We start from the raw sequence: 12735 nt of genomic DNA on the forward strand, positions 1-12735 counted from the left end.
GGAGAATTCAAGCAAACATGACCACCACTGCATTGACACTTTCCCCCACTGCAGCCAGCAGCCGTGCTGTGGCTGTGCGCGACCCTTGGGCCCTGGTGGCCAAAGGTCCACTCGGAAATCTGGATGCCTACATTTCTGCCACGCATCAAATTCCGATGCTGTCGGCGGAAGAAGAACAAGATTTGGCCGAGCGCCTGCAAAAAGACAACGACCTGGAAGCCGCCCGCCGCCTGGTGCTTAGCCACCTGCGTTTGGTGGTGGCCGTGGCGCGCCAGTACCTGGGCTATGGCCTGCCCCACGCCGACCTCATTCAAGAGGGCAACATCGGCCTGATGAAAGCGGTTAAGCGCTACGACCCCACACGCGGCGTGCGTTTGGTCAGCTTTGCCATGCACTGGATCAAGGCCGAAATTCACGAATACATCATCCGCAACTGGCGCATGGTCAAAATGATCACCACCAAGGCGCACCGCAAGCTGTTTTTCAACCTGAACAGCTTCAAGAAGTTCGGTCAAACCCTGTCGCAGGCCCAAATCCGCGAGGTGGCCGACGAACTGAATGTTCGCCCTGAAGACGTGTCTGACATGGAACGCCGCATGGCTGGCCACGAGTTCAGCCTCGACCCCGTCGTCAACGCCGACAGCGAAGAGAGCAGCTACAACCCGGTGCAATACCTGGCCGCTGAGGGTGCTGAACCCTCTGAAGTGATCGACATGTCCAACCAGGAACGCCTGCACACCGAAGGGCTTGAACTGGCTTTGTCCAGCCTGGACGAGCGCAGCCAGCGCATCATCTCCAGCCGCTGGCTGGCGGGTGATCAATCCAAAACCCTGCATGACCTGGCCGCTGAATTGGGTGTGTCTGCTGAACGGGTGCGCCAAATTGAAGTGCAGGCCATGAAAAAAATGAAGCAGGCTCTGTTAAAGTACGAGAACGAAGCGGCCTGACCAAGGCCGTTTGTAGTTATCTTCACTTCAATGGGGCTTTGCAGGGCATGATCGTCGTTCATCATCTGGAACATTCGCGCTCGCAGCGCATTCTGTGGCTGCTTGAAGAACTCGGCCTGCCTTACACCGTGAAGCGCTACAGTCGCGATCCGATTACCTACCTTGCACCACCCGAACTGTTCAAGGTTCATCCACTGGGCAAGTCGCCAGTCATCACCGATGGCGACATCACAGTGGCTGAATCGGGTGCCATTGTTGAATACCTGGTGGACAAAGCGGGGGGCAAACTGCGCCCCGAGGCTGGCACACAAGCCGCTCGCGATTTCACCTACTGGATGCACTTTGCCGAAGGCTCAGCCATGCCCTTTCTGGTCATGACGCTGATTTTCAACAAAATTGAAAACGCGCCGCTGCCACTGCTGCTCAAACCGCTGGTTTTGCCCATTGCACGCGGCATTTCAAAACAAGTTAAAAGCAGCTTCATCGACCCCAACCTGGCGCGCCAATTCAAGTACATCAACGACGTGCTGACGCAAAACGCCTGGTTCTGCGGGGCCGACATGACCGCCGCCGACATCATGATGAGCTTTCCGCTGGAGGCGGCCTGCAGCCGAGCCGAGGCCATCGCCCAGTTCCCGAAAATTCGGGAATTCGTGGACCGAATTCACGCCCGCCCCGCCTACAAGAAGGCGCTGGAAGTGGGTGGCCCCTACGACTACGCCTGAAGGCCAGCGTAAACCATGCAAGCCACCCTGCCCATGCCCGTACAAACCGCCACACTGGCGGCGTGCAACGGCAATGTAAAGCTGGTGCGCAACGGGCAAACGATTGCCTGCGAACCCGGCATGCAACTGCTGCCGGGAGACCGCCTTATTGCAGGCAACAGTGGTCACGCCGAAGTGCAGTTCACGGGCGTAACCGAACACGTGGTGATTGAACACGGCTCAGCCGCCACCATGGCCTTGCAAACCGTGCAACTGGATCAGCCCGCCCAATGGGTGGTCATCGATCTTGAAGGCGCACATGTGTTTATGGAAGACGCCACCCACACCGCTCACACCGCCCACGCCAAGCAACATGCCACTGAGCACGCCAGCCTGCAGGGCCTGGTTGGTGAGCCAGGTGAGCACAGCAGCGCAACCGCCACACCGGCTGACACCAGCAGCCACCACTGGGGCGATGCGCTGCTTGGTTTGGGTGCAGCCGCGTTTGTTGCAGCTGACAGCGGCGGCAGTTCATCTTCAGCCAGCGCCGACCCCACGTTGAGCCCAGCTGGCAACGACGCAGCGGGCAGCAACAGTGCCCAACCGGCCCCTCAGCCAGCTCCACAGCCCGACCCCAGTGGCGGGGTGCCCAGCAATGGCGGAACAAGCAGCGGGGGAAACGCACTGACCGACCTGCTGCACCTTCAGCAAAGCCCGGGTGTCAGCAGCACCGCCAGCCACAACGCAAACCTCAACGACCTGTTGCACAGCCTGTTGGGCCAGCACACACAGGCTTAACACCCAAACGCATTACAGAACGGACCTTCAAACCGTATCAAACCACTCTGAAAAGGCAGAACCGCACTAACCCGGCCTAGACTGATTGCTGCAAACCCCATCTTGATCGCCCCACCCAGGAGACTTCATGTTGGATGAGTTGCCAGCACTCGGATTGGACACTTCAGGCAGACGGCATTTGCCCATGCCACGCACGCCCACACCGGAATCACTGCTTCAAAAAAATCCTTTTTGCAAAGTATTCGGCTTTGCCGCGCCGTCGGGCCTCCACAACGTCAGTGGTCCTTGTTCCCTGGCCTGCGTGCTGGATTACTATCAGATAGGCTGGAGTCACATTCCAAAAGCCAGCGACGGTCACGCGGCCAATGATGATTTCATACTGGAGGTGATGCGCTGGAGCGGCGCGCCAGATTTACTGGGCGGCGTGTGGGGCACCTCACCCGCCAAAATGCTGGAAGGCCTGCAAAAGGCTGAACTTGAGGCTTGCTGGTATGTGGGTGGCACCGAAGAAGACACCCTGGAATTTATCCGACTTGAGCTACTGAATCACAGACCCGTGATTGTATTGCTGGACTACACCCCTCTCACGCATTCCAACAGGCTGGAATGGCAGGTCGTGTTTCAAATGGATGCACATTCGATCTACACGAAGTCATCTGAAGCAAGAAACCACACGCAACAATGGAGCAAAAGCGACTTCGGCAGATTGCTGTGCAACAGCATCCCGGGCTGCAACCGCACGCTGATTACCGCCGCAAAATAAGGGAACTGCCCTGGCTGACCTATTTTCCGTCAATAATCTGCTCGACATCACTGGCGATGTCTTTCACAGGGGTGTTGTAACGCACCAGCAAACGGATGGCCCCGGTTTGATCAAACACGTAGCTTGAAGCGGTGTGGTCCATCAAGTAGTCACCGGGCTTGTCGCCCTGCGGCACCTTGGCTGCATACACCTTCAAACCCGCCAGCAAAGGCTTGAGCTGATCCTCAGAGCCAGTCAGCGCGTCGAAACTGGGGTCAAATTTGGGAACATACTGTTTCAGCAACTCGGGCGTGTCACGCTCAGGGTCGACGGACACAAACAGCACCTTCAGCTTGTCGCCCTTGCTACCCAGCTTTTGCTTCACTTGGGCCCACTCAGCCAGTGTGGTGGGGCACACATCCGGGCAGTGGGTGTAACCGAAGAAAATGGCGACCACCTTGCCTTTGTAACTGGCCAGCGTGCGGGTTTGACCTTCCAGGTCTTTCAGCTCGAACGGGGCCGTCAAAGACGCACCGGTGATGTCAGTGCTGTTGAATTGGGGTTTGGTGTCGCAGCCAGAAAGCCCCAACAGGGCCAACACAAAAGCACCGCCGATGGACGCCCTTTTCAACTGGGTACTGAGCATGCAAAAACCTTTAGAAATAAAAGTAGTGATCGACCAGAAGGGCTGCAAACAGGAAAGACAGATATGCAATCGAAAACGCAAACGCGCGTTTGGCCAGCGCGTCGCTGTAGTTCTTCCAGAGCCGGTAGCCGTAAGCGATGAAAATGGCATTCAGCACCACAGCCGACAACAGGTAAATCAGCCCGCTCATTTTCATGGCGTACGGAATGGCCGTGGTGGCCGCCAGCATGATGGTGTACAAAAACACATGGAACCGGGTGAACTCGGGGCCATGCGTGACCGGCAGCATGGGCAAACCGGCCTTGGCATATTCTTGCGTGCGGTACAGGGCCAATGACCAGAAATGCGGCGGAGTCCACACAAAAATGATCAGGAACAACACCAGCGCCTCTGCAGACACCGAATTGGTGACGGCCGTCCAGCCCAACACCGGCGGCATGGCGCCTGAGGCCCCGCCGATGACGATGTTTTGTGGGGTATTGGGCTTCAGCAGCAGCGTGTAGATGACCGCATAGCCGATAAACGTGGCCACGGTGAGCCACATGGTCAGCGGATTCACAAAGGTGTACAGAATCCACACACCCAAGCCACCCACCAGCGCAGAAAACACCAGCGTTTGCACCGAATTCAGCTCGCCACGCGGCAGCGGCCTTGCACGGGTGCGTGCCATGACGGCGTCAATTTGCTGCTCAACCAGACAATTGAATGCAGCAGCAGCCCCCGCCACCAGCCAGATGCCGAGCGTGCCTGCAACCAGGGCATTGGCCCCGGGCAGGCCCGGCGTGGCCAGAAACATGCCGATGACCGCACAAAATACAATCAGGGCCACAACACGGGGTTTCGTGAGGGTCCAGTACTGCTTGGCGATATGGCTGATTGAATTCACTGCGGTGACGGTAGTTTGCATGGCTTTCAGGCCCGATGTACTTTGCTGGCAACTCGATAGTTTACCAACACCAGGGTGATCAGCAAAAGAGCTGCCCCTCCATTGTGAAGCACGGCAAGCCACAATGGCAAATGCATGACCACATTGCCAATGCCCATCAAGACCTGAAGCGTCAACACGGCCGTCAGCCCCACTGCCAGCAATTGCGTGCCTGCGTTGCGCCACAAGGCCACGATCAGGCTCAGCAGCGCGGCAATGACCACCACCGCACCCATGCGGTGGACCATGTGAATGGCGGTCAGTGAAGCTTGACTCAGCAACTGGCCATCGGCCGTTTCACCCAGGTTGCGCACAATGTGAAAAGCGTGATCAAACTCCATCTGCGGCCACATGCTGCCCTGGCAGGTCGGAAAGTCGGTACAGGCCACTGACGCATAATTGGTGCTGACCCAGCCGCCCAGAATGATCTGGCAAGCCACAGCCACCAAACCGATGCGCGCAAGAATTCGAAGGTGTTTCTGGTCCTGCGGTGGCGCAACCGTTCTAACCGGCGAGGTTTGCCTCAACGAGAGCCACATCAGCAAGGCCAGCGTGGTCAACCCGCCGATCAGGTGCCCCGTCACAATGGCCGGCTTCAATAACTTCGTGACCGTCCACGCCCCAAAAGCCCCTTGCAGGCACACCACACCCACCAGCGAGGTGGCCAACCAGGGCGACTGGTTCAGGGTTTTGCGCTTGATCCATGCGGTTGCAGCAATGGTCAAAATCAGCAGCCCCAAAAACGTGGCGATGTAGCGGTGAATCATTTCCTTCCAGGCCTTGGGCTCGGAAACTGGCCCGTGTGTACCGCCTTGCTCGGCCACAGCCTTGGCAATTTCAGGGGCGGCCAGGTGGGGCGTGAGCTTGCCGTAACAACCCGGCCAATCCGGACACCCCAGCCCAGCGTCCGACAGACGCACGTAAGCGCCCAACATGATCAACCCAAAGGTCAACACGGTGGCAAAAATCACCAGTCGTTTGTAATTCATTGCTACTGCCTCATCTCAAGTTGTGTATCTTGCATCAGCCGATGTTCGACGCCCACAGCAAGCGCGAAATGTCTCGTCTCAGCGGCTCGAACTGCAGGGTTTGATTTTCGGGAAATCTCATCATGACGTGGCCCAGTGGGTCTACGACAAACACGTGGTCATACAGGGTGCCAATTTCGGTGCTGCCCTTGGAACCGACAATGCCTTGCTCAAGCGGCAGCCAGCCTTGCAGGCGTCCAAGACCACTGGTGCGCACAAAATGCACCTCGGGAAACTGCCTTAGCAAGAGCGTGTCCAAGGGGCCATCGTCGGTGACAAAAGCCACCCTTTCAATTCGATCAGCATCTTGCCCTTTGGTTTTTCGGGCCTGACGGAGGTAAAACATGGTTTGCTGACACACTTTGTCGCATTGGCTGCGAATGGTTTGAATCAGCACCCATTTGCCCTTGAGCTGGCTCATCGAGAAGGCGTCGCCATTGATATTGCGAAAAGCCGTTGAACTGGCATCCACCTGCGGCTCGATCAAGGTGCCGTAGTTGTTGAAACGCTGAGGCTTGCTGAACAGGTGCAAATAAGCAGCCGCCAAAATAGGCACGGCACACACCACAAAAACGGCAATCAGGGTTGCTCTGGACTTGTTCACTTCAATCGTTCCTGCTTTTAAATTCCTTAAACACGAAATAGCCGCTGAACAACAGCAACATGGCTGTCATTGCGTACCACTGAATGGCGTACCCACGGTGGCGGGCCACTTGGTCAGGCAGTGAAACCTGATCCATGTAAAAGCCACTGGCAGTGGCCTGCCCAGACGTCTGCATGTCCTGCGCCTCTGGCAGCACCGGCTCCACTGTGGCCACGTAATTGCTGACTGGGCGGCCCAGCCACTCGCCGAATTCGGTTGCATCAAAGTTGGACCACACTTGCCTGCCCTCATCAGTCTCACGGTGGATCTTTTTTGAGCCACCAAGCGTCAAGCCCCACAATTCGGCCGATCGCGCAAAACCAGGCAAAACAGTCACCAGAAGGTCATTGGCGTCTGCCCCGGCAGCTTGCATCGGCAGGGGTGGCGGCATTCTGGGTTGATCCGGATTGCGGGGCAACAAACCCCTGTCCAAAGGCACCACGTAATTCGCACCCTCGGGTTGAAACGCCTGAATCACCTGAACAGCGGGCCGTCCGTCGATCTGCCGGTTGTCGATGTAAACCACGGCATTGAGCACAAAATGCCCCTGCAATTTTAATCGACGATAGGCGAGTTTCTGCAGATCGAGTAACTCTTCCGGGTGATCAATTGCAGGCGCATGCAATCGCTCGGCCTGCTGCTGGTGCAAGGCCGTTTTTTCAGCCGCCCGGCGCACCTGCCAATTGCCCATCGAGAAGGTAACGGCTGCAAGGCCCAGCCCCAGAACCACAGACAACAACAACCTGACTGGTGAGCGTTTCACAACTTCTCCATCCGTGACATACTCATGACACCCTGCATTTTCAAAGACACACTCATGAAGATTTTTGTAGGCGTTGCCCTTTTGATCATTCTGGCAAGCCTTGGTTCAGCCTTTTTCTTTTTGATGAAGGACAAAAGCCGTTCCAGCCGCACAGTGAACGCCCTGACCGTGCGAATTACCCTGTCGATCACCCTGTTTTTGTTTATTTTATTCGCCCATCACATGGGGTGGATTGAGTCGACGGGCCTTCGCTGACACTCAGGCAAAAAAAAAGCCACCGGCTTGCTTAGCCAGTGGCCTTACAGCATACATTCAAATCAGATGGATGCCCGCTGATTACAACCAGTACACCACAATGTACAAGCCCAGCCAAACCACATCCACAAAGTGCCAGTACCACGCAGCCGCCTCAAATGCAAAGTGACTGTCTGGCTTGAAGTGGCCCTTGATACAGCGCAGCATGATGCAAAACAGCATGATGGCGCCGATGGTGACGTGGAAACCGTGAAAGCCGGTCAACATGAAGAAGGTTGAGCCGAAGATGCCGGATGTCAGCTTTAGGTTCAATTCAGTGTAGGCGTGGTGATATTCGTAGGCTTGGCAAATCAGAAAGAGCACACCAAGCAGCACGGTCACGGCCAGGCCAAGAATAACCTTCGGGCGGTGATTGGCAATCAAGGCGTGATGCGCGTAAGTCAGTGTCAAACCCGAGGTCAACAGCAGTGCCGTGTTAATGGTTGGAATGGGCCACGGGCCCATGGTCTCAAACTTTTCAATGGTGCCCGCGGGGCCAGTGTTGGGCCAGGCAGCTGTGAAATCAGGCCACAAGAAGGTTTTGTTGTTCAGGTCGCCGAGCCAGGGCATTGCAATTTCCCGGGCGTAAAACAAGGCACCAAAAAACGCGGCAAAAAACATCACCTCTGAAAAGATGAACCAGCCCATGCTCCAGCGAAACGAGGTGTCCACATTCGCGCTGTACTGGCCGCCTTCGGATTCACCGATCACATGACGGAACCAGCCGATCAACACACTGAACAGAATCAGCAGGCTGAGTGCGAAGGCGTAGGGTGCCCATGAAACGTCATTGACCCAGTTTGAAGCCCCGAGCACGAAAAAGAACATGGCCAACGCCGCCAGGGCGGGCCAGCGCGACAAGGCGGGCACAAAGTAATAAGGTGCATTCGCACGCATGTTGGTTTCTCCTGTTTTTTTATTGCTGTTTGTCTTTTACTTCACAACCCAATGAACCACCAGCACCAGCGTGACTACAAACAATGCCGCTGCCAGCAACCCGACCACAATAACGTGCACCGGGTTTAACTTCTCCATGTCTTTGGTGTGGCTGGCCCCTTTGCGAACGCCAAAAAAAGACCACAGCACTGCGGACACGGTTTGCAGAAAGGTCGACCTGTCGGCCTTCCTGCGTATTGCTTTCTTCAAATCGTCTGTCACAAGCCAGCCCCTCAATCCGCTTTGGCGCTCGGCAAACCCACTTCAAAAAACGTGTAGGACAGCGTGATCGTTTTTACATCTTTTGGCAGATCGGAATCGACCACAAACACAACCGGCAGGGCCTTGACCTCGTTGGCCTTGAAAGGCTGCTGCTTGAAACAGAAACATTCCAGCTTGTGGAAGTGCGCTGCTGCCTTTTTGGGCAGATAACTGGGTATTGCCTGCCCTTCCACGTCGCGGTTGGCCATGTTGTGGATGTCGTACTTGACAGACACCACCTCGCCCGGATGAACAAGGATTGAACGCTTTTCCGGCTTGAACTGCCAGGTACCCCGGTTGTTGGCGTCAAACACCACTTCCACCGTGCGGCTGGTGTCCACCTGGGTGTTGCGCTTGGCCATCGGTTCGGCCTGCGCTTCCTGGCGACTCAACACATTCACACCTGTGACTGCACACACGGCTTTGTAAATGGGCACCAAGCCATAACCAAACCCAAACATGCCCAGCACAATCACAAACAAACGGAACACCATCTGTTTGTGAATGCCGGTCTTTTTGGGCTGTGGCTGAGTCATGGGGTCAAGCGTCTATCAACTGAACAAACCGGGCACCATCATCTTGCGGATCATGATACCCACGAAGAAGGCCACCGCCACACTCAGTAAAATCAACCCGGTGCGACGGTTTTTCTTCTGAATTTCCCTTTTCTGCTCAGGTGTCATTACTTCACCATAGGAGGTTCTTCAAACGTGTGGTGCGGTGCAGGTGAAGGCACTGTCCACTCCAGACCTTCAGCGCCATCCCAGGGCTTGGCTGGCGCGGGCTCGCCTTTCTGACCGGCCCAGGTTTGAAGCACGTTGTACAGGAAGATCAACTGCGACAGGCCAAACCAGAACGCACCTATGGTGGCGATTTCATGGAAATCGGTGAACTGGGTTGCGTAGTCGGCGTAGCGGCGTGGCATACCAGCCAGACCCAAGAAGTGCATCGGGAAGAAAGTCACGTTGAAGCTGATCAGGCTGGACCAGAAATGCAGCTTGCCCAGACCTTCGTTGTACATGCGACCAGACCACTTGGGCAGCCAGAAATAAGAACCAGCGAACAAGGCAAACAGTGAGCCAGCCACCAGCACGTAATGGAAGTGCGCCACCACGTAATAGGTGTCTTGCAGCTGAATGTCCACCGGAGCCACGGCCAGAATCAAGCCGGTGAAGCCGCCCATGGTGAACACGAAGATAAAGCCCACAGCAAACAGCATGGGGGTTTCAAAGGTCATGGAGCCTTTCCACATGGTGGCCAGCCAGTTGAACACCTTCACCCCGGTGGGTACGGCAATCAGCATGGTGGAGTACATGAAGAACAACTGGCCTGTAACTGGCATGCCGGTGGTGAACATGTGGTGCGCCCACACGATGAACGACAGGATCGCAATGGACGAAGTGGCGTACACCATGGAGCTGTAACCAAACAGGGGCTTGCGGGCGAAAGCAGGCACGATGTGGCTGATGATGCCGAAGGCCGGCAAAATCATGATGTACACCTCGGGGTGACCGAAGAACCAGAAAATGTGCTGGTACATCACTGGGTCACCGCCACCAGCGGCGTTGAAGAATGAAGTGCCAAAGTGACGGTCGGTCAGCACCATGGTGATGGCACCGGCCAGAACTGGCATCACAGCGATCAGCAGGTAGGCGGTAATCAGCCAGGTCCACGCAAACATCGGCATTTTCATCAGGGTCATGCCAGGTGCGCGCATGTTCAAAATGGTGGTGATGATGTTGATCGACCCCATAATGGAAGACGCGCCCAGAATGTGCAGCGAGAAAATGGCGGCGTCCATGCCGGGGCCCATCTGGACAGACAAGGGCGCATACAGCGTCCAGCCTGCGGCGGTGGCACCGCCGGGCAGGAAAAACGACGCAGTCAACATGATGGCAGCGGGCACCATCAGCCAGAAGCTGAAGTTGTTCATGCGGGCAAACGCCATGTCTGAACAACCGATCTGCAGCGGAATCATCCAGTTGGCGAAGCCCACGAAGGCGGGCATGATCGCGCCGAACACCATCACCAGGCCGTGCATGGTGGTCAACTGGTTAAAAAATTCCGGGTTGAACAGTTGCAAGCCCGGTTTGAACAGCTCGGCACGCAACATCAGCGCCAGTGTGCCGCCTTCCAGCAGCATCACAAACGCAAAAATCAGGTACATCGTGCCGATGTCTTTGTGGTTGGTGGCAAACAGCCAGCGCCGCCAGCCGTGTGGGGTGTCATGGGCGTGGTCGTGATGGTGACCGTGTGCCAAATCTGCCGCGGTAGTGCTCATGTGTGTCTCCCAAGCAATTTAACGTGCAGCCGTTACAGCACTTGGCTGTACAACCGGGTCTTTACCCTGGCCCGCATTGGTCCAGGCGTTGCGTGTGTAGGTGATGACGGACGCAATTTCAACGTCCGACAACTGCTTCCAAGCTGGCATCTTGCCGTTGCGGCCATTCAACAGAATGTGGATCTGTTCGGCCTCAGGCCCCAGCACAACCTGCGAGCCCACCAGGGCCGGGAATGCGCCAGGAATGCCCTGACCGCTGGCCTGGTGGCAGGCTGCACAATTGGAGTTGAACACCTTTTCTCCACGGGCGACGAGGTCCTCTTTGGTCCACACCTTGGTGGGATCGTCCATTTTGGCCTGCATCTCGGTCAGCTTGGTTTTCACCCAGGCGTCGTATTCAGGTTGCGTTTTGACAATCACGACGATGGGCATGAAGGCGTGCTCTTTGCCACACAGCTCGGAACAGAAGCCCCGGTAGGTGCCGGGCTTGTCGGCCTTGAACCAGGTGTCGCGTACAAAACCGGGAATGGCGTCTTGCTTGACGCCGAAGGCGGGCACAGACCAGCTGTGAATCACGTCGCTGGCGGTGGTCACGATGCGGATTTTCTTGTCAACGGGCACCACCAGAGGCTGGTCCACTTCCATCAGGTAAGCGTCGTCTTTGGGCTTTCCCTGACCGTCGTGGTTGTTGATTTCGTCACGCGGGGTAGACAGGTTTGACAGAAAGCTGATGCCCTCGCCTTCCCCGGCGAGATAATCGTAGCCCCACTTCCACTGGTAACCAGTGGCCTTGATGGTCAGGTCCGCGTTGGACGTGTCTTTCATGGCCACCACTGTTTTGGTGGCGGGTAGGGCCATGCCGATCACGATCAGGAAAGGCACCACCGTCCAGATAATCTCGACTGTTGTACTTTCATGAAAGGTTGCGGGCTTGGCACCTTTTGACTTGCGGTGCGCAAAAATTGAATAAAACATCACGCCGAACACCGCCACAAAAATAACCAGGCAGATGATCAGCATCATGGAATGCAGGTCATAAATTTGGCGTGCAATCTCGGTCACGGGTGGTGCGAGATTCAGCTGAAGAGGCTGAGGCCCCCCTTCTGCCGCGACGGCAACTCCTCCGAAGGTGGTTAACGCTGCGGCCAAGGTAGCTGCCGCACATTGACGTTGACCCAAGGACGTCTTCAACATGGCGATCCTCTATTTAAAATAATTATATTGTTCAACAACGCAACTAGTGCGCCGCCTGAGCCAGTGCCACACGCAATTCCTTGTGCAGCAAAGGTTTGTCCTGCTCGTTGATGAATTTTCCGAGAAAGACCTGCTTGTCTCGCTGACTCAACACCACTGGTGCCTTGTACCTGCCATCGTATCGCACCCGGGCCCACTGAGGCACAAAACGTGTCTCGGTCAACCGGCTTCCCTCTGCCAGAACCAGCCGCAATTCAGTTCGGCTGAGCTCGATCATTTCATAGTCGGCTGCATGGCGCGCGTACAGCAGGAAGGCTGCGCCCACCACGAGCAACTCAAAACCGGCAAAGGGGAGTACTACCCAATAGCCTGCAATCCAAAAACCAAATGCGATCAACAGACTGACAGAACACAAACTGAAATACCACAGCGACAACTGCCCTGGGCTGAGGGAGCAATTTCGTTTGAATACCCAACGAACGACACCTTCAGACCTGACCGCATGGCTCACTGGTACCACCTGTGAATCCATTGAATCTTCCGCAAGCATCCTCTTTACCTCTCAAGGAGCAG

17 protein-coding genes are annotated in these 12735 nt (G+C 56.1%); 5 read left to right on the top strand and 12 right to left on the bottom strand.

Annotated elements, in window-relative coordinates:
- Positions 1–17: 17 nt before the first annotated feature.
- The 4 genes from rpoH to QQJ87_RS01665 all read left to right on the top strand — a co-directional run bounded on the left by rpoH (position 18) and on the right by QQJ87_RS01665 (position 3212).
- Entirely contained in the window at positions 18–947 is a 930-nt protein-coding gene (gene rpoH / locus QQJ87_RS01650) for an RNA polymerase sigma factor RpoH (RefSeq protein ID WP_284279572.1), read from the top strand.
- Positions 948–994: 47 nt separating this feature from the next.
- Positions 995–1672, top strand: coding sequence for a glutathione S-transferase (locus QQJ87_RS01655; protein ID WP_284279573.1), 678 nt, complete (start codon positions 995–997; stop codon positions 1670–1672).
- A 15-nt stretch (positions 1673–1687) separates the two neighbouring features.
- Positions 1688–2449: a FecR family protein gene (locus QQJ87_RS01660; protein ID WP_284279574.1), complete on the top strand. Its 762-nt coding sequence runs from the start codon at positions 1688–1690 to the stop codon at positions 2447–2449.
- Positions 2450–2576: 127 nt separating this feature from the next.
- Positions 2577–3212 (top strand): hypothetical protein, encoded by a 636-nt coding sequence (locus QQJ87_RS01665; RefSeq protein ID WP_284279575.1) that lies wholly within the window; start codon positions 2577–2579, stop codon positions 3210–3212.
- 19 nt (positions 3213–3231) lie between these two features.
- On the opposite strand, the gene QQJ87_RS01670 is transcribed toward QQJ87_RS01665, so the two are convergent.
- From QQJ87_RS01670 to QQJ87_RS01690, 5 genes are read right to left on the bottom strand one after another with little or no spacing between them, the layout of a single operon-like run.
- Positions 3232–3837, bottom strand: coding sequence for an SCO family protein (locus QQJ87_RS01670; RefSeq protein WP_284279576.1), 606 nt, complete (start codon positions 3835–3837; stop codon positions 3232–3234).
- A gap of 10 nt (positions 3838–3847) precedes the next feature.
- Positions 3848–4744, bottom strand: coding sequence for a heme o synthase (cyoE, locus tag QQJ87_RS01675; RefSeq protein ID WP_284279578.1), 897 nt, complete (start codon positions 4742–4744; stop codon positions 3848–3850).
- Positions 4745–4749: 5 nt separating this feature from the next.
- Entirely contained in the window at positions 4750–5751 is a 1002-nt protein-coding gene (locus QQJ87_RS01680; RefSeq protein ID WP_284279579.1) for a COX15/CtaA family protein, read from the bottom strand.
- Between the two features lie 34 nt (positions 5752–5785).
- Positions 5786–6394 (bottom strand): SCO family protein, encoded by a 609-nt coding sequence (locus QQJ87_RS01685; RefSeq protein WP_284279580.1) that lies wholly within the window; start codon positions 6392–6394, stop codon positions 5786–5788.
- 1 nt (position 6395) lies between these two features.
- Positions 6396–7196: an SURF1 family protein gene (locus QQJ87_RS01690; RefSeq protein WP_284279581.1), complete on the bottom strand. Its 801-nt coding sequence runs from the start codon at positions 7194–7196 to the stop codon at positions 6396–6398.
- 54 nt (positions 7197–7250) lie between these two features.
- On the opposite strand from QQJ87_RS01690, the gene QQJ87_RS01695 reads away from it, so the two are divergent.
- Entirely contained in the window at positions 7251–7451 is a 201-nt protein-coding gene (locus QQJ87_RS01695) for a twin transmembrane helix small protein (protein WP_284279582.1), read from the top strand.
- An 81-nt stretch (positions 7452–7532) separates the two neighbouring features.
- Here the strand turns inward: QQJ87_RS01695 and QQJ87_RS01700 are convergent, their stop codons facing one another.
- From QQJ87_RS01700 to QQJ87_RS01730, 7 genes are read right to left on the bottom strand one after another with little or no spacing between them, the layout of a single operon-like run.
- Positions 7533–8387 carry a cytochrome c oxidase subunit 3 gene (locus QQJ87_RS01700; protein WP_284279583.1) on the bottom strand — a complete coding sequence of 285 codons (855 nt, stop codon included), beginning with the start codon at positions 8385–8387 and terminating at the stop codon, positions 7533–7535.
- A gap of 36 nt (positions 8388–8423) precedes the next feature.
- Positions 8424–8648 (bottom strand): DUF2970 domain-containing protein, encoded by a 225-nt coding sequence (locus QQJ87_RS01705; protein WP_284279584.1) that lies wholly within the window; start codon positions 8646–8648, stop codon positions 8424–8426.
- A gap of 11 nt (positions 8649–8659) precedes the next feature.
- The gene (locus tag QQJ87_RS01710; protein ID WP_284279586.1) at positions 8660–9223 is read right to left on the bottom strand and encodes a cytochrome c oxidase assembly protein; all 564 of its coding nucleotides are present in this window, start codon (positions 9221–9223) and stop codon (positions 8660–8662) included.
- 15 nt (positions 9224–9238) lie between these two features.
- The gene (locus QQJ87_RS01715) at positions 9239–9370 is read right to left on the bottom strand and encodes a cytochrome oxidase small assembly protein (RefSeq protein ID WP_284279587.1); all 132 of its coding nucleotides are present in this window, start codon (positions 9368–9370) and stop codon (positions 9239–9241) included.
- Positions 9370–10968, bottom strand: a complete 1599-nt coding sequence (gene ctaD / locus QQJ87_RS01720; protein ID WP_284279588.1) for a cytochrome c oxidase subunit I — start codon at positions 10966–10968, stop codon at positions 9370–9372. Before ctaD ends, QQJ87_RS01715 begins: the two co-directional genes overlap by 1 nt.
- Before the next feature lie 18 nt (positions 10969–10986).
- Positions 10987–12162, bottom strand: coding sequence for a cytochrome c oxidase subunit II (gene coxB / locus QQJ87_RS01725; RefSeq protein WP_284279589.1), 1176 nt, complete (start codon positions 12160–12162; stop codon positions 10987–10989).
- Between the two features lie 43 nt (positions 12163–12205).
- Complete coding sequence (locus QQJ87_RS01730) at positions 12206–12694, bottom strand: DUF2244 domain-containing protein (RefSeq protein ID WP_284279590.1); 489 nt, start codon at positions 12692–12694, stop codon at positions 12206–12208.
- Positions 12695–12735: the final 41 nt, after the last annotated feature.

The organism is Limnobacter litoralis (genome assembly GCF_030160455.1).
GTDB classification, from domain to species: Bacteria; Pseudomonadota; Gammaproteobacteria; order Burkholderiales; family Burkholderiaceae_B; genus Limnobacter; species Limnobacter litoralis.

Excerpts from the sequence above, each read along its gene's own strand:
- rpoH (WP_284279572.1), top strand. The coding sequence starts at position 18 with ATGACCACCACTGCATTGACACTTTCCCCCACTGCAGCCAGCAGCCGT.
- QQJ87_RS01655 (WP_284279573.1), top strand. The coding sequence starts at position 995 with ATGATCGTCGTTCATCATCTGGAACATTCGCGCTCGCAGCGCATTCTG.
- QQJ87_RS01660 (WP_284279574.1), top strand. The coding sequence starts at position 1,688 with ATGCAAGCCACCCTGCCCATGCCCGTACAAACCGCCACACTGGCGGCG.
- QQJ87_RS01665 (WP_284279575.1), top strand. The coding sequence starts at position 2,577 with ATGTTGGATGAGTTGCCAGCACTCGGATTGGACACTTCAGGCAGACGG.
- QQJ87_RS01670 (WP_284279576.1), bottom strand. The coding sequence starts at position 3,837 with ATGCTCAGTACCCAGTTGAAAAGGGCGTCCATCGGCGGTGCTTTTGTG.
- cyoE (WP_284279578.1), bottom strand. The coding sequence starts at position 4,744 with ATGCAAACTACCGTCACCGCAGTGAATTCAATCAGCCATATCGCCAAG.
- QQJ87_RS01680 (WP_284279579.1), bottom strand. The coding sequence starts at position 5,751 with ATGAATTACAAACGACTGGTGATTTTTGCCACCGTGTTGACCTTTGGG.
- QQJ87_RS01695 (WP_284279582.1), top strand. The coding sequence starts at position 7,251 with ATGAAGATTTTTGTAGGCGTTGCCCTTTTGATCATTCTGGCAAGCCTT.
- QQJ87_RS01700 (WP_284279583.1), bottom strand. The coding sequence starts at position 8,387 with ATGCGTGCGAATGCACCTTATTACTTTGTGCCCGCCTTGTCGCGCTGG.
- QQJ87_RS01710 (WP_284279586.1), bottom strand. The coding sequence starts at position 9,223 with ATGACTCAGCCACAGCCCAAAAAGACCGGCATTCACAAACAGATGGTG.
- QQJ87_RS01715 (WP_284279587.1), bottom strand. The coding sequence starts at position 9,370 with ATGACACCTGAGCAGAAAAGGGAAATTCAGAAGAAAAACCGTCGCACC.
- ctaD (WP_284279588.1), bottom strand. The coding sequence starts at position 10,968 with ATGAGCACTACCGCGGCAGATTTGGCACACGGTCACCATCACGACCAC.
- coxB (WP_284279589.1), bottom strand. The coding sequence starts at position 12,162 with ATGTTGAAGACGTCCTTGGGTCAACGTCAATGTGCGGCAGCTACCTTG.
- QQJ87_RS01730 (WP_284279590.1), bottom strand. The coding sequence starts at position 12,694 with ATGGATTCACAGGTGGTACCAGTGAGCCATGCGGTCAGGTCTGAAGGT.